This is a genomic window from Janibacter sp. Soil728 (assembly GCF_001428305.1).
Classification (GTDB): domain Bacteria; phylum Actinomycetota; class Actinomycetes; order Actinomycetales; family Dermatophilaceae; genus Janibacter.
The window spans coordinates 89,117-106,199 of sequence record NZ_LMRZ01000003.1 but is presented as its reverse complement, the minus strand read 5'-3'; the positions used below and the strand labels follow the sequence as shown (position 1 = coordinate 106,199).

General features: G+C 69.7%; 18 protein-coding genes. 6 read left to right on the top strand and 12 right to left on the bottom strand.

All coding sequences use genetic code 11. The annotated features are described in order from the left end of the window. Positions 1-44: 44 nt before the first annotated feature. Both ASG73_RS04795 and ASG73_RS04790 read left to right on the top strand, forming a co-directional pair. Positions 45-1,109, top strand: a complete 1,065-nt coding sequence (locus tag ASG73_RS04795; protein WP_055991699.1) for an NADH:flavin oxidoreductase — start codon at positions 45-47, stop codon at positions 1,107-1,109. A 76-nt stretch (positions 1,110-1,185) separates the two neighbouring features. Next, positions 1,186-1,968 carry a hypothetical protein gene (locus ASG73_RS04790; RefSeq protein ID WP_055991696.1) on the top strand — a complete coding sequence of 261 codons (783 nt, stop codon included), beginning with the start codon at positions 1,186-1,188 and terminating at the stop codon, positions 1,966-1,968. Between the two features lie 3 nt (positions 1,969-1,971). On the opposite strand, the gene ASG73_RS04785 is transcribed toward ASG73_RS04790, so the two are convergent. The 6 genes from ASG73_RS04785 to ASG73_RS04760 all read right to left on the bottom strand — a co-directional run bounded on the left by ASG73_RS04785 (position 1,972) and on the right by ASG73_RS04760 (position 8,307). Beyond that, complete coding sequence (locus ASG73_RS04785) at positions 1,972-2,616, bottom strand: NAD(P)-dependent oxidoreductase (RefSeq protein ID WP_055991693.1); 645 nt, start codon at positions 2,614-2,616, stop codon at positions 1,972-1,974. Between the two features lie 135 nt (positions 2,617-2,751). Beyond that, positions 2,752-3,591 (bottom strand): urea carboxylase-associated family protein, encoded by an 840-nt coding sequence (locus ASG73_RS04780; protein WP_055991690.1) that lies wholly within the window; start codon positions 3,589-3,591, stop codon positions 2,752-2,754. Positions 3,592-3,809: 218 nt separating this feature from the next. Next, complete coding sequence (locus ASG73_RS18120; RefSeq protein WP_200946701.1) at positions 3,810-4,664, bottom strand: hypothetical protein; 855 nt, start codon at positions 4,662-4,664, stop codon at positions 3,810-3,812. 57 nt (positions 4,665-4,721) lie between these two features. Continuing rightward, a complete protein-coding gene (locus tag ASG73_RS04770; RefSeq protein ID WP_055991687.1) occupies positions 4,722-6,806 on the bottom strand; it encodes a xanthine dehydrogenase family protein molybdopterin-binding subunit in 2,085 nt (694 codons plus the stop codon). Further along, positions 6,803-7,792 (bottom strand): FAD binding domain-containing protein, encoded by a 990-nt coding sequence (locus ASG73_RS04765; RefSeq protein WP_055991684.1) that lies wholly within the window; start codon positions 7,790-7,792, stop codon positions 6,803-6,805. Before ASG73_RS04765 ends, ASG73_RS04770 begins: the two co-directional genes overlap by 4 nt. After that, positions 7,789-8,307: a 2Fe-2S iron-sulfur cluster-binding protein gene (locus ASG73_RS04760; protein WP_055991681.1), complete on the bottom strand. Its 519-nt coding sequence runs from the start codon at positions 8,305-8,307 to the stop codon at positions 7,789-7,791. Before ASG73_RS04760 ends, ASG73_RS04765 begins: the two co-directional genes overlap by 4 nt. 74 nt (positions 8,308-8,381) lie before the next feature. Here ASG73_RS04760 and ASG73_RS04755 point away from each other — a divergent pair, with 74 nt between their 5' ends. Continuing rightward, complete coding sequence (locus tag ASG73_RS04755) at positions 8,382-9,278, top strand: dihydrodipicolinate synthase family protein (protein ID WP_055991678.1); 897 nt, start codon at positions 8,382-8,384, stop codon at positions 9,276-9,278. A gap of 70 nt (positions 9,279-9,348) precedes the next feature. Here ASG73_RS04755 and ASG73_RS04750 read toward each other — a convergent pair whose 3' ends face one another. The 3 genes from ASG73_RS04750 to ASG73_RS18110 form a co-directional block, all read right to left on the bottom strand. Continuing rightward, positions 9,349-10,083 (bottom strand): hypothetical protein, encoded by a 735-nt coding sequence (locus ASG73_RS04750; protein ID WP_055991675.1) that lies wholly within the window; start codon positions 10,081-10,083, stop codon positions 9,349-9,351. Positions 10,084-10,144: 61 nt separating this feature from the next. Beyond that, positions 10,145-10,525, bottom strand: coding sequence for an NrtR DNA-binding winged helix domain-containing protein (locus ASG73_RS18115; RefSeq protein ID WP_200946700.1), 381 nt, complete (start codon positions 10,523-10,525; stop codon positions 10,145-10,147). After that, positions 10,477-10,845: a hypothetical protein gene (locus tag ASG73_RS18110; RefSeq protein WP_200946698.1), complete on the bottom strand. Its 369-nt coding sequence runs from the start codon at positions 10,843-10,845 to the stop codon at positions 10,477-10,479. The genes ASG73_RS18115 and ASG73_RS18110 overlap by 49 nt, the downstream gene beginning before the upstream one ends. Before the next feature lie 11 nt (positions 10,846-10,856). Here ASG73_RS18110 and ASG73_RS17450 point away from each other — a divergent pair, with 11 nt between their 5' ends. Together ASG73_RS17450 and ASG73_RS17790 are read left to right on the top strand one after the other, a co-directional pair. Then, on the top strand, positions 10,857-10,958 hold the full coding sequence (locus tag ASG73_RS17450; RefSeq protein ID WP_082567013.1) for an HVA1 family protein: 102 nt from the start codon (positions 10,857-10,859) through the stop codon (positions 10,956-10,958). A 72-nt stretch (positions 10,959-11,030) separates the two neighbouring features. Next, complete coding sequence (locus ASG73_RS17790) at positions 11,031-12,113, top strand: hypothetical protein (RefSeq protein ID WP_156466140.1); 1,083 nt, start codon at positions 11,031-11,033, stop codon at positions 12,111-12,113. Between the two features lie 320 nt (positions 12,114-12,433). Here the strand turns inward: ASG73_RS17790 and ASG73_RS04735 are convergent, their stop codons facing one another. Both ASG73_RS04735 and ASG73_RS04730 read right to left on the bottom strand, forming a co-directional pair. Continuing rightward, positions 12,434-13,414 (bottom strand): thermonuclease family protein, encoded by a 981-nt coding sequence (locus ASG73_RS04735; RefSeq protein WP_082567012.1) that lies wholly within the window; start codon positions 13,412-13,414, stop codon positions 12,434-12,436. A gap of 123 nt (positions 13,415-13,537) precedes the next feature. Beyond that, positions 13,538-15,418, bottom strand: a complete 1,881-nt coding sequence (locus tag ASG73_RS04730; protein ID WP_156466139.1) for a tannase/feruloyl esterase family alpha/beta hydrolase — start codon at positions 15,416-15,418, stop codon at positions 13,538-13,540. A 346-nt stretch (positions 15,419-15,764) separates the two neighbouring features. On the opposite strand from ASG73_RS04730, the gene ASG73_RS04725 reads away from it, so the two are divergent. Further along, complete coding sequence (locus ASG73_RS04725) at positions 15,765-16,685, top strand: haloalkane dehalogenase (protein WP_055991663.1); 921 nt, start codon at positions 15,765-15,767, stop codon at positions 16,683-16,685. Positions 16,686-16,807: 122 nt separating this feature from the next. On the opposite strand, the gene ASG73_RS18605 is transcribed toward ASG73_RS04725, so the two are convergent. Beyond that, the gene (locus ASG73_RS18605; protein WP_442905339.1) at positions 16,808-17,047 is read right to left on the bottom strand and encodes a hypothetical protein; all 240 of its coding nucleotides are present in this window, start codon (positions 17,045-17,047) and stop codon (positions 16,808-16,810) included. Positions 17,048-17,083: the final 36 nt, after the last annotated feature.

Genomic DNA, 17,083 nt, shown 5'->3' with positions numbered 1-17,083 from the left:
GGGCCCTCGTGCGTGGTCGAGGGTGGGTTGAGACGATGGAACCCATGACCTTGCACGAGTCCCTCGACTTCGCCCACGGCCCGACGTGGCACAACCGCCTGGCCCTCGCCCCGCTGACCAACACCCAGAGCCACGAGGACGGCACGCTCTCCGACGACGAGTACCGGTGGCTCGTGGCCCGCGCACAGGGCGGCTTCGGCCTGACGATGACCTGCGCGACCTATGTGTCGCGGCTGGGGCAGGCGTGGGCCGGGCAGCTCGGCATCAGCGACGACCGGCACCTGGCAGGGCTCACGCGGCTGGCTGACGGCATCCGTGCGGCCGGCAGCGTCTCGTCGGTGCAGCTGCACCACGCGGGCCGTCGCTCCGACCCGAGCGTGACCGGCGCGCCGAATGTCGCGCCCTGGGACGACGCCGAGCGCAACACCCGCGCCCTCACCACGGCCGAGATCCAGCAGGTCGTCGAGGACTTCGTCGTCGGGGCCGAGCGCGCCGAGCGAGCGGGCTTCGACGGGGTCGAGGTGCACGGCGCGCACGGCTATCTGCTGTGCCAGTTCCTCGACGGTCGCCACAACCAGCGCACCGACGGCTACGGCGGCTCGCTGGAGGACCGGGCGCGGATCACCTTCGAGGTGCTGCGAGGGATCCGTGAGCGCACGAGCGCCGACTTCCAGGTCGGCATCCGCCTGACCCCTCAGGGCAACGGCATCGTCCTGGACGAAGCCGTCACCGTCACCGGCTGGATCCTCGACTCCGGCCTCGTCGACTACGTCGACATGTCGCTCTGGGACGCCTTCATGACCGTCGACGAGGAGGGCGACCTGCTCATCGACGCCTTCACCTCCCTCCCGCGCGGCCTGACGCGGCTGGGCGTCGCGGGCAAGATCCGCTCCGCGCAGCAGGCGCGGTGGTGCCTGTCGAAGGGGGCGGACTTCGTCGACATCGGCCGCGCGGCGATCGTGCACCACGACTTCCCCCAGCAGTCGGACGCCGACCACGCCTTCGCGATGGCGCCACTACCGGTGAGCCGCGAGCACCTGCACGCCGAGCACGTCAGCGAGACCTTCGTGGAGTACCTCGACGCCGGGTGGCCGGACTTCGTCGCCTGATCGACAGGTGTCGCCTGATCGACAGGTGTCGCCTGATCGACAGGTGGCGCTGTCCACGCGTGCCTACACTCAGCGAGTGGGTCCTTCTTTCACCGAGCACGTCGAGTTGCTGGCCGGCCACGGTCAGCTCGCCGTCACCCGGCTGGCTGGGCTGCCGCCCAAGGCTCGTCTGGCGCCGGACGATGCGACGGCGCACCAGGTTGCCCACGAGCACTGGGCCACCGTGGAGATCTGGTCGTGGTCGCTCGAGCACCGCAGCGCCGCCTGGGACCAGCGCGAAGCCCCTGTGCCACCGTCGGACCACGCCTCCCTGCTCGCCGGGATCGCAGCCGAGCACGCCCGGCTCGTCACCTTGCTCCAGGACGCTGGACCCGACGGCCCGATCGACTACTTCGGTCAGCCGGGGACCTGTGCCGACCTCGCGAGGCTGCTGGCTCACGAGACCATCACCCTGGCTCACGCGGCCACAGTGGCCAGCGACCAGCCCTGGCACGATCTGACCCCGCAGGTCGCGAGTGACGGTGTGGGGCAGGCACTCTCGCACTGGTCCTCAGCAGATCCGCAGGTGGCGTGGCGACCGCAACCCGTGGCTGTCCACGCCACGGACACCGGCGACGAGTGGTACCTCGCCTTCCCCGTGGACGTGGACGAGTTCAACGGGGAGTACCGACTCGTGGCCGCAGCCCCACCTGTTGCGGTCCTCGAAGGCCCCGCAGAAGAGGTCCTCTGGTGGCTGCACGGCTGGCCGATCCCCGGCGTGAGTGCGGTCGGCGCTCCTGAGGAACTTCGCCTCCTGCGGCAGGCATTCCTGCAGCCAGATGAACCGAGACCCCGCCGAAGGTGGCGTTGGTTCTCCTGACCGTCAGTGCCCGACGGCGAACCGCTGCCTCGGGTGCTTGCCCTGCTCGATCTCGTCGACGTACGCCGTGGCGAAGTCGGTGCCGGAGATCTCGGAGGTCCCGTCCTCCTTGACGATCAGCTCGTCGTCGCTGACGCGGTAGCTGCCCGTGGTCTCGCCGGGGGTCCACGCACCGAAGAGGGCGGCGGGGGAGACGTAGAACCAGCTCAGCTCCTGCGGCCCGGAGCGCAGGGCGTCGAGCACCAGTGCGTGGGAGAGGGCCTCGGGCTTCCACTCGTCGTTGAACTCGGGGGTGTCGACCAGGCGGGGACCCCCCTTCGTCACGTTCAGGGTGCCGGCGCCGCCGACGAAGGACAGGCGCGCGCCGTGCTCGATCGCGGCGGAGGTGAGGCGGGCGACGTGGTCCACGAGCGGCGAGCCGCCGACATCCGCGCCATGGGTGGCGACGACGAGGTCATCGGCGTCCGTGGCGGCGCGGGCGACGACGTCGTCATCGGTGAGCGAGCCGATGCGGTACTCGACACCGTCGGCGGTCTGCTCGGGGACTGTGCGGCTGTAGGAGATGACCTGGTGGCCGCGGGAGACTGCTTCGACGGCGATGTTGCCGCCGGCGTAACCGGTTCCGCCGAAGATGACGATCGTGGACATGAGCAATTCCTTGCTGTGGATGGAGGTGGAGTCGGCGACGGGAGGGGGACCGCCCGTCGCCGACTCGACAACAAGTTGTTGCGTCAAGTTGTTCCTGCGGCGGAGATCAGCGGTAGGTGGCCAGAGCGGTCGGTGTCATGCCCACGGGCGGGCCGCCAGGCCGTGGTCCTGCGCGTAGGCCGCCCGCTCCGGCGGCACCCAGCCCTCGAGCGCCGCCTCGGGGACCGTGTGGACCTCGATGCCCAGCGGACGGCAGACCGCCTCGGCGTCACCGGCGTCGGGGCCGAACATCGGGACCGACAGGTCACCGCCGGGACAGGTCGAGAGCGCGGCGAGGACGTCGACCTCGGCGAAGAACTCGAAGTAGTCACCGCGCTGCGCCGGGCAGGTCTTCATGAAGTACTCGTCGTGCTCGTTGAGCCCCGTGCACTGGAAGACGTTGAGCACGTCGTGCACGTCGAACTCCGTGAGGTGCCAGGGCCGCACGGCTCGCGTCAGGTTGGAGTGGCAGTGGTAGTCGAAGGGGGCGTCGTTCAGCATCTGGTTGACGTACGGGTCGCAGCGGGTGCCGAGCAGGTCGTGGACGCGGCCCCCTTCGTCATCGACGCCGTAGTCGGCCAGCGAGTCCCCGGTGATCGTCACGAGCGGGCGGAGGAAGGGCAGCGTCGACCACAGCCGGTCGAAGGTCGAGACGTGCGCGGCCTGCAGCTGACGAGTGCGTGCGGCCCACAGTCGCTCACGGGGGTCGTGGAGGTTCCACAGGTTGAGGTCGGCGACCTGCGGCCCCTCGATCGTGACGATCCGGCAGACGTGCCCGGCCGGCACCTCCCACGCCCGGCCGCTGCGGATCGGGATGGTGAAGGAGTCGACGAGCTCACGCCCTTCGGTCATCGCCCCGATGCGGCCGTAGAGCTCGCGGTCGACGTCGAGCGGGCCGCCGGGCTCGCTCTGGTAGGCAGCTGCGGTGAGGTCCATCACCTCAGTGTCGCGGATCGGCGGAGGGGATCAGCTCTGCGCGTCGTCTCCTACCCCGGCGGTGCCCAGTGCGGCGGGTTAGGGCCAGGCACAGCACCCCGGTGGCCAGAGCGGAGACTCAGCAGCCGCATCAGCACGATGAGGATGGCGACGGACAGGCCGCAGAAGGCAGCCCGGACAAGCATCGCGCACCTGGACCACGCCGTGCTGCTCCGTGGTCAGGCGCAGCCGTCGCACTGTCCCGAGGAGGGGAGTGCGATGAAGCAGGTCGGGCACAGGATCGGCTCCGGCGGGGGAGTCGCTCGGGCGCGGACCCGCTCGCGGCGCTGGGCCAGCTGCGGGGACAGGGCGGCGGTCCCGCCGTCAGCGGGCAGGCCCACAGCCTCGAAGAACCGGTGGCAGGCCAGCCGCTCGGCGGCGGCGTGCGCGTCGTTGTCGGCGGGCTCCTCACCGTCGATCGTGCGGACCGCCGCCGCGTAGCCGGCGCCGACGCTGCCGGAGCTGTTGACGACCAGCGAGCTGAGGTTGGCCTCGCCCTTCTCGTGGCAGTCGATGGCGACCCGCTCGAGCACCTTGCCGATCCAGTGCTGCAGACCCTGCTTGGTGCGGATCCCGGTCTGTCGCTGGATCTCGGCGGACAGCTCGCTGTAGGTGATCAGGCCCTGGTAGCGGCGGGCGATGTCCAGGAGGACCGGCCGTGCGGCGTCGCTCCAGGCCACGCGGGCCGCATCGGAGCCGATGTCGGAGACATCTCGCCACGACCCCGTGGCAGGGATGACCTCGGGTGATGACTCCGCGGGCTGGGTGACCTCGAACCCGAGATCCCCGAGGACCTTCGCCGCGCCGTACTTGCCACCGCTGAACTCGCTGCTGCTGGCGAGGGCCCCGGTCGCGTACCGGTGGGCCACGCCGAGGACGGCCATGGAGTCGTAGGCCTTGCCGTCGACCATGAGCTCGTACCCCCGGCTGCGGCCGAAGCCGTGCCCGCTCAGGAACTCGTCCTGACCGACGCGGTCGTACTCAGCGACCGCCTCCTGGACGTCGTGGGGGGTGACCTGCGCAAAGTTGACCATGAGCCGACCATAGGCCTGTTGGCCGGGGGCGGGTGACCACTGTCGGGCGGGGAGCGGTCAGTGGTCCAGGAAGTGCTCGGGCGTCAGCGGTAGCCCGCGTACCCGCACGCCCGTGGCGTGGAAGGTGGCATTGGCGATGGCGGCGGCCGCGCCGACGATGCCGATCTCGCCGATGCCCCGGGTGCCCATCGGGTTGAGGTGCTCGTCGACCTCGTCGAGCCAGATCGCGTCGACGTCGCAGACGTCGGCGTGGGATGCGATGTGGTACCCGGCGAGGTCGTGGTTGACGACGTGCCCCCATCGCTCGTCCATGACGCTGTGCTCGTGCAGGGCCATCGACAGGCCCATGACCATGCCGCCGGTGAGCTGCGAGTGGGCGGTGCGGGGGTTGACGATCCGGCCGACGGAGAAGACGCCCAGCATGCGGGGCACCCGCACCTCGCCGGTGCGCGCGTTGACCCGCACCTGCGCGAACTGGGCGCCGAAGGAGTGCGGGGCGAAGCGCTGCGTCACGTCGCTCTCGGGCAGCTCGGCCTCGGTCTGGGCCCACTCGGCCGGAAGCCGTCCGTGCTCGGCGCGGAAGGCCCTGGCCGCCGCGACCACGGCCCCGCCCCACGAGGCGATGCCGCTGGAGCCCCCTTCGACCGTGGCCTGGGGCAGGTCGCTGTCGCCGATCCGCAGGTCGATGTGCCCGACCGGGCACTCGAGGGCGTCGGCGGCGATCTGCGCCAGCGCGGTCCACGTGCCGGTACCGATGTCGACCGCCCCGATCTCCACGGTGTAGCGCCCCAGCCCGTAGCGGATGCGTGCGGTGTTGCCCGGCATGCTCATCGCCGGGTAGGTCGAGGCGGCCACCCCCGTGCCGACCAGCCAGTCGCCCTCCCTGCGCTGCCGTGGGCGCGGGTCGCGGTCTGCCCAGCCGAATCGGTCGGCGCCCTCGCGCAGGCAGCCGACGAGGTCGCGGTGGGTGAAGGGCAGGCCCGTCTCCGGGTCCGTCGCGGTGTCGTTGCGCACGCGAAGCTCGACCGGGTCGAGGTCGCAGGCGATCGCGAGCTCGTCCATGGCCACCTCGAGGGCGTGCATGCCGGGGCACTCGCCCGGGGCGCGCATCCAGAAGGGGACCGGCACGTCGAGAGTCGCGAGGCGGTGGCTGGTCCGGCGGTGCGGCGCGGCGTAGACGGTGCGGCTCGGCACGGCGGTCTGCTCGGCGAACTCGTAGAGCCGGGCCGTCTGCTCGACGACCTCGTGGCTGATCGCCTGCAGCCGTCCGTCCCGGTCGGCGCCCAGACGCACGTGGTTGATCGTCGGCGTGCGGTACCCGACGAGGGTGAACATCTGCTGCCGGGTCAGGGCGAGCTTGACCGCCCGCCCGGGCAGCCGCATCGCGGCCATCGCGGCGAGCACCTCGTGGGAGTGCGGCTTGCCCTTGGACCCGAAGCCACCACCGACGAAGGGGGTGATCACCCGCAGCTGCTCGGGTTCCAGTCGCAGCAGCGGGGCCAGCGCGGTGTGCGCGGCGTGCACCCCCTGGATGGAGTCCCAGAGGGTCAGGTGCTCGTCCTGCCAGAGGGCGACGGTCGTGTGCGGCTCCATGGGGTTGTTGTGCTCCATGGGCGTCGTGTAGGTCTGGTCGACCTGCACCGCGCTGGAGGCGAGGGCGGCGTCGACACCGCCGGTGTCGGTGTCGGTCTCGAAGCCCCCGTTGACCTGCTCCGGCCGGTAGAGGTCCTCCCGGTCGGCGGACAGCCGGGCATCGGTCGCCTCCTCCTCGTAGGTGACCCGCACGAGCGCGGCGGCCTCCCGGGCGATCTCGGGGGTGCGTGCCACGACCGCACCGATGAGCTGCCCGCGGAAGGCGACCTCGTCGTGCTGGAGGATGTGCATCTCGGTGTCCTCGCTCTCGGCGAGGCGCGGGGCGTTGTGCCGGGTGAGGGTGAGCAGGACCCCGTCGAGCTCGTCGGCCGCCGTGGTGTCGATCTGCACCACGCGACCCCGCGCGATCGTCGCCTGCACGGGGTGGAGGTAGGCAGGATCGTCCTGCCGGTGGTCGTAGGCATAGGGCGCCATCCCGGTCACCTTGGCCATGGCGTCCTGCCGGACCAGGGGCGTGCCCATCGAGTGCGCGGTCAGCGTGTCGGTCATGACGTCTCCAGGGTGAGGTCGCGGAGGGTGGCGACCATGGTGTGTCTCAGCAGGGGGATCTTGAACCCGTTGTCCCGCAAGGCCCGTGCCTCGTCGAGCTCCGCTCGCGCTGCGCGCTCGAAGAGCGCCTCGTCGGGCACCTCGCTGACCAGCATCTCCTCGGCGCGGCGGGCCCGCCACGGCTTGTGGGCGATGCCGCCGCAGGCGATGCGGACGTCGGCGATCCTCCCTTCGTGCAGGTCCACGGCGGCGGCCACGGAGACGAGGGCGAAGGCGAAGGAGGCCCGCTCGCGCACCTTGCGGTAGGTGGACCGGCGGGCGAAGGGGGTCGGCGGCAGGTCGACGGCGGTGATGAGCTCACCGGGCTCGAGGACGGTGTCCCGCTCGGGGTGCTCGCCGGGCAGGCGGTGCAGGTCGTCGATGGTGATGGTGCGCTCGCCGCCCGGACCGTGGACGCGCACGACGGCATCAAGCGCGAGGAGGCCGACGGCCATGTCGGAGGGGTGCACGGCCACGCAGGCGTCCGAGGCGCCGAGGATGGCGTGGTTGCGGGAGTGACCCTCGATCGCCGAGCAGCCGCTGCCCGGCTCGCGCTTGTTGCACGGCGTCGTGACGTCCTGGAAGTAGGGGCAGCGGGTGCGCTGCAGGAGGTTGCCGCCGGTGGTCGCGAGGTTGCGCAGCTGCCCGGAGGCGCCGGCGAGCAGCGCCCGGGAGAGCGCGGGGTAGCGCTCGCGGACCCGGCGGTCGGCTGCGAGGTCGCTGTTGCGCACCGCCGCGCCGATGCGCAGCCCGCCGTCGGGCAGGTCCTCGATGTCGGCCAGGGGTAGGCGGCTGACGTCGACGAGCAGGTCGGGCGTCTCGAGGCCCAGCCGCATGTGGTCGACGAGGTTGGTGCCGCCCCCGAGGTAGCGCGCGGTGGGGGAGGTGCCCATCAGGGCGATCGCCTCGTCGACGTCGCCGGCGCGGCGGTAGTCGAAGGGCCTCATGACGAGGTCACCTGCCGCACGGCGGCGAGGATGTTGCCGTAGGCGCCGCAGCGGCAGAGGTTGCCGCTCATCCGCTCGCGGATCTCGTCGTCCTCGATGGCCGGGTCGGTACCGATCTCGGCGGTGAGGTCGGCGGTGACGTGGCTGGGGTGGCCCGCGCGCAGCTCGTCGAGCATGCCGACGACGGAGCAGACCTGGCCGGGTGTGCAGAAGCCGCACTGGAAGGCGTCGTTCTCGCAGAAGGCCTCCTGCACCGGGTGGAGCTCCCCGTCGGTGACGAGCCCGACCGCGGTGATGACCTCCGCGCCGTCCTGGGCGACGGCGAAGGTCAAGCAGGTCGTGGCCCGTCGCCCGTCGAGCAGGACGGTGCAGGCACCGCACTGACCGTGGTCGCAGCCCTTCTTGGGCGAGGTCACGCCCAGGTGGTCGCGCAGCGCGTCGAGCAGGCTCGTGCGGGTGTCGACGGTGAGCGACCGGCGCTCACCGTCGACCACGAGAGTGATGTCGGCTTCCATGGCAGTCCTTGGGTCGAGGTCCCCGGTGCTGCCTCCTACCCGTCTGGCCGTCTGCCAACCGGTACCGTCCCACCATGTTCACCGGACTGAGCGCCTTCCCCCTGACCCCGATGGTCGACGACGCGGTGGACGAGTCGGCCTTCGTCGGGCTCGTCGAGCGCCTCGCCGGAGCCGGGGTGGACTCGATCACCGCGCTCGGCTCGACCGGTTCCTACGCCTACCTCACCGCAGGGGAGCGGGCCCGGGTCGCCAGGCTCGCCGTCGAGCACGCCGGGAGCACCCCCGTCATCGTCGGGGTGGGGGCGCTGCGCACCTCGCACGTCCTCGAGCACGTCGCCGGTGCCGAGGAAGCGGGGGCGAAGGGGGTCCTGCTCGCCCCGATGAGCTACCAGCCGCTCACCGACGACGACGTCCACGGCCTCTTCCGCACCGTCACCGAGAGCACCGACCTGCCGGTCGTCGTCTACGACAACCCGGGGACGACGCACTTCCGCTTCTCCACCGATCTCTACGGCCGCATCGCCGAGCTGCCGGGCATCGCGTCGATCAAGATCCCTGGCGTGCCCGGCGACCCGGACGCGGCCCGGGAGCACGTGACCGCGATCCGGGCCGTGGTCCCCGAGCACGTGACGATCGGGGTCTCGGGGGACGGGATGGCTGCGGCGGGTCTCGTCGCAGGGTGCGACGTCTGGTACTCCGTCATCGGCGGCATCCTCCCGCAACCGGCTCTCGCGATCACCCGTGCAGTGGGCGAAGGGAGGACCTCCGACGCCCTCGCAGCGTCGGACCGGTTGGCGCCGTTGTGGGACCTCTTCGCCGAGTACGGAGGGAGCCTGCGCGTCGTCGCGGCGATCGCCGAGCACCTCGGCCTGGTGGTGCCGCGCTGCCTGCCGCTGCCGATCCAGGGGCTCGACGACGACCAGCGGGCGCGTGTCGTCGAGGTGGTCGGCCGGCTGGGCCTGGCCGGGTGATTGCAGTGGCGCACCCTTGATCTCGTGTCGTGGAGCTCCTGTGCCGGCCCGACCTAGGCGCCGGCGGCCTTCAGTCGGCGCCGGTCAGGGCGTAGTCGGCGCGGGCCCAGACGAAGACCAGCCAGCCGTGCTCGGGCTGTGACTTGAGCACATCCTCGGCGGTGTCACCGCTCCACCGGCACGGGCTGTCGGGCGTCGAGGTGCATTCTTCGCGGAGCTTCCAATCGAGCAGCGGGAGCGCCCCCTTTTCGACGGGGACGGTGGCCCAGGCACGTGCCTCAAGGCGCGGAGTCGTCGAGAGCGTGTCCGGCGCTGATCGGGTGTCGTCCGTGGAGCAGCCGAGCGGATAGCTCGGTAGATCGTCCGGACGGTACGGGCCCTTGTAGGGGTCTTCAGTCCCCTTCAGCTTGTCCCATTCGTTGGTGAGGGTCTTCTCTGCTTCGGTATCCTCCACCGCGCAGTCCGAGGAGGTCGCCGCCCGGTTCACGGTGTCTGCCGCGTCGCGGAAGTCCCCGGCCGGAAGGACATAGGCCCGCTTGATGAGGACCTCGCAGCGAACATCGAACCCCGCGTCGCTCACCCAGTTGCGGTCGCCGGTCTCACAGCTGTCGAGGACCGAGGCCCCGACCCGTTCACCGACCTCATCCAGTGGCTGTAGGTCTGTCTCGATCTGCTGCTGCGTCTGAGCGGCGGCGTCGCGGTTGTCCTCGAAGACCTCGGCGGCAGTGGGCTTGCCGCAGCCGGCAAGGGAAGTGGCGAGTATGGCAGCGCTCAGCAGGCGGGCACTGCGTGTGGTCATCCCCATGGCGCCAGTCTGCCCCGAAGTGCTGGCCGTCGGGCCCTGAGCAGGGCAAACCCAGTCACGGTCACGTCCCAACCCGCCAACACAACGCCGCCGGCCGCCCTCGCGTGGCAGACGACCTCACCACCTCACCACGCCGTACGACAGGCTTCAGCTGAGGCTTCATTCGCCGCGCGAAGGTGTCCTTGTGCAGTTCCTCGCCGATCACCGCCTCGTGCATCTTGCGCAGCTGGTGCAGCGTGAAGGGCTCCTCCAGGAACCTGTCCGGATCGGGCGCAGTGTCCGAGTAGCGGTACCTGAACTCGTACCGTTCCCGTAGCGACGCCACCGCCGCGGCCACGATCTCGTCGTGGTCCCACAGCATCGCCCCACCGTCCACGAGCCGGCCATCCGCGGTCACGGCGATGAGCTCTCCCTTCGCGCCGTCGAGCTCACGCTCGGGCATCGACACGGAGTGCGCGACGGAGATCGCCCAGGTCCGGTCATCGCGGTCGGGGGCGTCGAAGAGGGGAAGCAGGCGTGGGGAGTGACCTCACTCGGGTTCACTCCCACCTTCTGCTCGAAGACCTCCTGCACGGTGTCGACGACGGTGCGTCGCTCCCGCAGGAAGCGCCCGGGCAGCACCTGGCCGTCCGGGTCCTCCCGCTCTTGGACGAGTACACGCAGCGCGGCCTCGTCGGTGCCTGCGGCCGTGACGGTGAGGATCGCCAGATCGACGGTCACGCCGGGGCGGGGGTAGGCGTCGAGCGAGCGTCGTTGGGACATGACGTGAACTCATGCACCGAGCCAGGCAGGACGACCCGCCGTATCAGATCAAGAGCGACAAGACCGACCACGTCGCCGCGCACAAGGGGTCGGGCCTGCACCGCGTCACGTGACCCCATTCTCTCGGTCCAGGTCGTTGACCAGCCCTTCTGGCTGGAGGGGTGTCCGCCGCATATGATTCGCCCATGAACGCGAGCCGTCTTAATGGGCATGGAACACTATTGGGCGGTCGGATTTTTGCCGCTGCCGTTATTTGTGTCATGGCTCTTTCGCTCTCCGATTGCGCTGGAGAGGACACCAACCCGAACACTTCAGTCGAGACTGATCGTCCGACTTACTCGCCGCCAGAGAATGAATTCGACGACGTCCCCGAGGATGGAATCGATGATGGCGACGACGGGACGGTGTCCTTGGCCCTTGAGGAGGCTGGTTACACCGCGGCCGATGTTCGAGCAGTTGCTGTAGTAGGCCGTGAGACTGGGTATATGTGGCGTTCCCGGCCGGCAACGACTGAGGAACAAGCCACATTTGCTTACTCGGTCTATCTCGAGTGTGTCGATGTCGCATCTGGTGAGAAGACTTGGGATGACAGTCGAAGCGAGGCGATTTCGACCGGGGCGACCGATTCCGAGGCCGCGACCATGACGACGTACCTCGAGCAGACCTTCTGTCCAATCGGAGCGGCCGGCGTTGAAGCATCAGAGCCGGAGTCTGCCGACGCCGGCCCGACCGATCTAAGCGACGGGTCCGTCGACACTGAGCCTGAACAGACCACTGAGACGGACGTCTGGTCGCTGGACGATGAGCCCGAAGAATCGACCAGCTCAGACACTGAGCCTGAAGAGACCACCGAGGCGGACGACTGGTCGCTGGACGATGAGCCCGAAGAATCGACCAGTTCCCCCACACAAGCTGCCGGCGCCCTCCACACTGCGGCATTCAAGAGCGCCATCACGGCGTGTCCGAAGGTCGACTATGAGTTCCTCGAGGTGGAGGACGGCTATCCGCTGGTCTATGAACTTCTCCTCCTGAAGGAACCGCGGCCGCAGAGTGACAGTGATGACTTGGTTTATGCCGCATACGTAGCCCAGGAGTGCTTCATGACCGCCTTGGGCTTGCCAGCCTCGCTTCGAAATAGGGTGTCGAAGGAAGATGAAGGAGAGGGGTCGTGGACATCTGCCAATGGGGCTAAGTGGGCACTTACGTGGATCTACGACGGCACCGTCGTCTACGTCACGTATGACGCCAAGGAAAAGGCCTATTGGTGATCCGGCAGGGCCACCCATCGGCCTACCGCGCCTGACGCGGTGGTACAACGTCGGTGACCAGGTGGGGTGGAACTCTGAGGCTGCTCAGGTGACCGGCACGATCACCAGGGTCCACACCCAAGAACGCGACTACGAGGGGGCGCGGCGGTGAGGACGTCGGCGGCCACCCGCGTGTGCACCTGCACCGTGGCCCACACGTCGATGGCGCGGTGGGTTTCGGCCACCCGTACCAGCTCTTCTGTCGTCGCGCCCTTCGGACCAGCCCACGCCTGCTGCACGGTGCAGACGGGCCGCGTGTGGGCCGCAGGATCCCTTGGCTGTCAGCAGGCGATCGGCTTCCACCAGTAGATGCCGTTGATCTTGCCGCCGGGATATCCCTGGCGGCAGCCGGTGTAGCCGGGCGTCAGTGCATCGGTGGTCCAGCCCGGGCCGGGTGACACGACGGCCGGAGGCGCGGGCGGGGCCGGCGGTGCGGGCTTGGGGACGGGCTTCGGCTGAGGGGCAGGTGCAGGTGCCGGTGCCGGCGCGGGTGCCGGCGTGGTCGGCGGCGCAGACGTCGGTGCCGGAGCGGTGGAGGGGGCGGTCGTGGGCTGCTGAGTGCACTGGCCCCAGACCCCGAGGTCGGACGAACGGGCCTGCCGCTCGGCGGCGCGGTAGGCGGCCTGACGTTGGTACGGCGCGGCGAAGGTGTACTCCTGCGCGTGCCCCTTCTGCAGCATGATCTTGCCGAAGTCACCCTTGCCCGGGATCTCGACGTACGCCAGCAGTCGGTCGTAGCGGTCGCGGCGAGCCTGGGTGGGATCGAAGACGAGGGCCACCCGCTTGCCGCTCAGCATCGTGCGAGCCGCCTCGGAGGCCGCGAGGCCACCGCACTCCACGGGCTTGTCGGGGTGGACGCTCTCGGGTGCGTCGATGCCGATGATCCGGACCGCCTCGCCACCGTTGAGGTCGACGCGGACGGTGTCCCCGTCGACGACTCGCGTGACGCGGTAGAGACGACGGGTCGACGCCTGCCCCGACCCTGCAGCGGCCTTCTTCGCCGTGCTCTGTGACGAGCTCGTCGACGCGGAGGGGGACTGCTTCGACGTGCTGTCAGAGGTGGGCGTCGCCGTTTCTGCGGCGGCTAGATCGGATACGGCCTCGGCCGCGTCGCTGGCGACCGCGGAAGGAGCAGAGTCCCCGCCTGATGCGTCCCCGGGGGTGCACCCCGTCAGCACGAGGGCAAGGATGCCGGCGGCCATGACCGTCCCGCGTGGCCCCCTTCGCACCTGGGTCGACCCCGCACGCGTTGACCTGATCATGACGTCCCCTCGCTTGCTGTCCTGGTGAGCCAGAGACTAGGCCGAAGGGAGGGAGCGCCGACTCATCCGTTCGGATGGTGTCGGCGCTCCCTTCGGACGAGGTGGTGACCTGGACGCGTCCGGCTACTCGACGCAGCTGTAGCTGTCCGACCGGGTCGGGTCACTGCCGGTGAGCTGGGGGTGGGCCGGGTAGGCGCACACCGGCTTGCTGGCCAGAGCGGCGAAGGGAGCCGCCGGGTCGTTGGCGGTCGCGGTGACCGAGTGCCCTGGTGCCGTGCCAGCCGTCCAGTCCTCGAGGACGGTGGCCCAGTCCACATTGCGCGGGACACCATGCGTGGTCCCGGCGTTGGTCTGGACCCCACCGGGGGTGAGGCCGTCCTCGTCGAGGGTCGACGGGTTGATCGAGCCACCGCACCCGTGGTCGGTGCCGGGGGAGACGTAGAGCTTGAAGAAGTCGTCGACGGGGCCCATCGTCGCCGTCATCGAGCCGTGGTAGTCCATCCCCATCCGGGCTGACTGGGCGTAGTCGTTGGTGCACTCGAGGACGATGAGCTTGCCGCCGTGGTTGCGGAAGGCTGACAGGTCCGGCTCGACGGTGTCCATGTCGCGCGAGATCTGACTCAGCCGGTCCTGCATCTGCTGCGGGTCGACGGTGAGCGGATCGACGTCGGGGTCCTGGGCGAAGACGAACTTGGCGGCACCGGCGCCGTAGTAGAGGTAGTTCGGGTAGCCGGCCTCGCCGTAGTCGATCGACGGGTCGGTGCCGATCTTGTCCTTGAGCGACCACTCCTCACCGCCGAAGAAGAATCCGGGATAGCTGCTCAGACCGCTGGGGAGGGTGTAGCCGAGCTTGTAGGGCTCGTACACGGCGTCGACGACCCGCAGCTGTGCTTTGGTGAGGCAGGTGCCCGGCTGGGGGCCGTCCTGACACTCGAGACGGTCGACGGCAGCGCGTACCGGCTCCTGACAGGACTGATAGTCACTGAGCACGCCGTCGGGGGAGCCGTCCCGGCTGTCGCAGGCGGCCGCAGAGGTGCGGGCGAGCAAGGCGATGTCCGTGCTCGTGAAGGCGCCCGCCTTGTCGTCTCGCTCCACGGCGTGGAGCGTGTTGATGAAGTTGCTGAAGAGTCCGGCCCACCCGATGACGGGGTTGCGGACGAAGATTCCGTCGAACTCCTTGGGGTGCTGCTGGGCCATGAGCAGACCCTCACGGCCACCCTCGGAGCCACCGAACCACAGCCACGTGCGCGGCGGTCGCTGGTAGTAGCGGCGGGTGACCTGGTCGCCCACGTCCTTGACCTTGCGGTAGGCGTCGGTGGAGAAGTTGCGCCACATCTCGTCGTTGAGCGCGAAGTCGAAGCGGGCGCCGGCACGCTCGACGGGATCCGACGAGGTGGCCCGAGGACTCTTGCTCGTCAGGTGGCCCGAATCGGTGCTGAGTGTGGCGTAGCCACGCATCAACGGCGTCCTCGTGCTGCCCGCGTTGGTGTCGATCGAGATGTATCCGGTGGCGTCGATGAGCGAGCCGTTGAACCCACCGCCGCCGAACTGGGCCGCCGAACCGTTCCACTCCGTCGGCAGATTCACCTGGAAGGTGATCGGCTGTGCCCCCTTCGTCGACGCGGCGATCGTCCCGGTGACCTGGCAGAACTGGGGCTTGGCGGGTGCCACGACGGACGAGGTGGCCCCGGGCTCCACGGCGGAGCCGTCCGGCGTAGTGCGAGCATCGCTCGCCTCGACGAGCTCGGCGGTCGTGATCGTGGCGTCCTCGCGCTGCATCTTCGGCGTTCCGATGAGCTGCTTGCGCACCGTCTGCCCCGTCATGGCCGCGCATGCGCCAGGCGGGTCGGCGACGGTGAGAGCCGCGGAGGCTTGGTGAGCGGGCGAAGGGGGAGCAGCCTCGCCCTGGGTGGTGGCTCCGGCAAGGCCGGCAGCGCTCAGGACGAGGGTGAGGCTTGCGGCCGCAGTCGCTGTGAGGCGGGAGGGGTTATGAGATCGACGCACGTGGACTCCTGAGAGGGCAGGGGGTGGGCGAGCCTGCGTGTCAGGGGTAGCGAACGTCGTTGTCCGCCCACGAAGTGGCGAGTGCCGGATGGGATGCGCCCGGTGAAATGCTACGAAACCACAGTGTGACGCGGTGCACAAGTAGAGCGTTGACTGGGGGTGTGGCACTCCGTCGGCAGTGGCGTTGGATGATCGGCGCTGGCCCGGCGGATCTGGACGAGCTGCGACGCAAGCGGGCTCCAGGGATCGAGCGGCGCGGCTGCGGGGTGGGTGCAGATCCACCTGTCGGTCGCTTCAGGGGGCCGATAGGAGGAGGTGAGACGGACCGCGCTCGTAGGCTTTCGTCATGGAGATCTTGCGCACCCCGGACGACCGCTTCACCGATTTGCCTGACGATGACTTCGAGCCCCGCTACGCTGACGTCCCCGATCAGGACGGTGGCTCCCTTCGAATGGCGTGGGTCGAAGCCGGGCCGCCGGTCGGGGAGGCACCCACGGTGTTGCTGCTGCACGGTGAGCCAAGCTGGTCCTATCTCTATCGGCACGTGTTGCGGGTGCTCGCGGACGCGGGGATCCACGCGGTCGCGGTGGACCTCGTCGGCTTTGGTCGCTCGGACAAGCCGACCGACCCCGCCCATCACACCTATGCCAGGCACGTCGAATGGGTGCGCAGCCTGGTCTTCGACGTGCTCGACCTGCGCGAAGTCACGCTCGTCGGCCAGGACTGGGGTGGGCTGATCGGTCTGCGCCTCGTCGCGGAAAACCCGGAGAGGTTTGCGTCGGTCGTGGCCGCCAACACGGGATTGCCGTCGGGCGATCACGGCATGCCCGACGTGTGGTGGCGCTTCCGGCGCGCCGTGGAGGGGGCCGAGGTCCTCGACGTCGGCAGGTTGGTCGCCTCGGGGTGTGTTCATGACCTGACGGCCGAGGTGCGGGCGGCGTACGACGCGCCCTTCCCGGACGAGACCTATAAAGCAGGCCCCCGCGCGATGCCCGGCCTCGTGCCGACGTCGACCGATGACCCGGCCACGCCAGCCAATCGTCGCGCGTGGGAGGAACTGGCGCGCTGGGACAAGCCCTTCCTCATCGCGTTCAGCGACCACGACCCGATCACCGCGGCGATGGCGCCCGTCTTGGAGCGGCACATCCCCGGCGCGAAGGGGGTGACTCACCCAGTGATCGCGGGCGCTGGGCACTTCCTCCAGGAGGATGCGGGTGAGGAGTTGGGGCGGGTGGTCGCGGAGTTCGTGACCAGGAGCCGCGGCTGACCTCTGCTGCGGCAGTGGGAAATTCCGCTGGCCTGGGCCAGCACGATGTAGCGGTGTGGCACGTGGTCGAGATCAGGTGGCGTCGGCGGAAGTTCCATCGCTGGGTGCCGACACGCTCCGGCTCAGGTCGGAGCCGGGATCGTCCAGAGTCTTGGCCTCGGGTCGGTCAAAGCGCAACTGCTTCGTGAAGGATCCGCTCCCGCACCTCGCGCCGCAGAGTGTCGGCTCCAACGACGTCGACCTCCACGTCGGAGGTCACGCAGGGCCAGTCGTAGACCGACCTCGTCGAGGAGAGACGCCTCGTCGGTGAAGTCGACGATGAGATCGAGGTCGGCCCCTTGTGCGGCATCGCCCCGGGCCACGGATCCGAACACCCTCGGCGTGGCGCATGGTGCTTG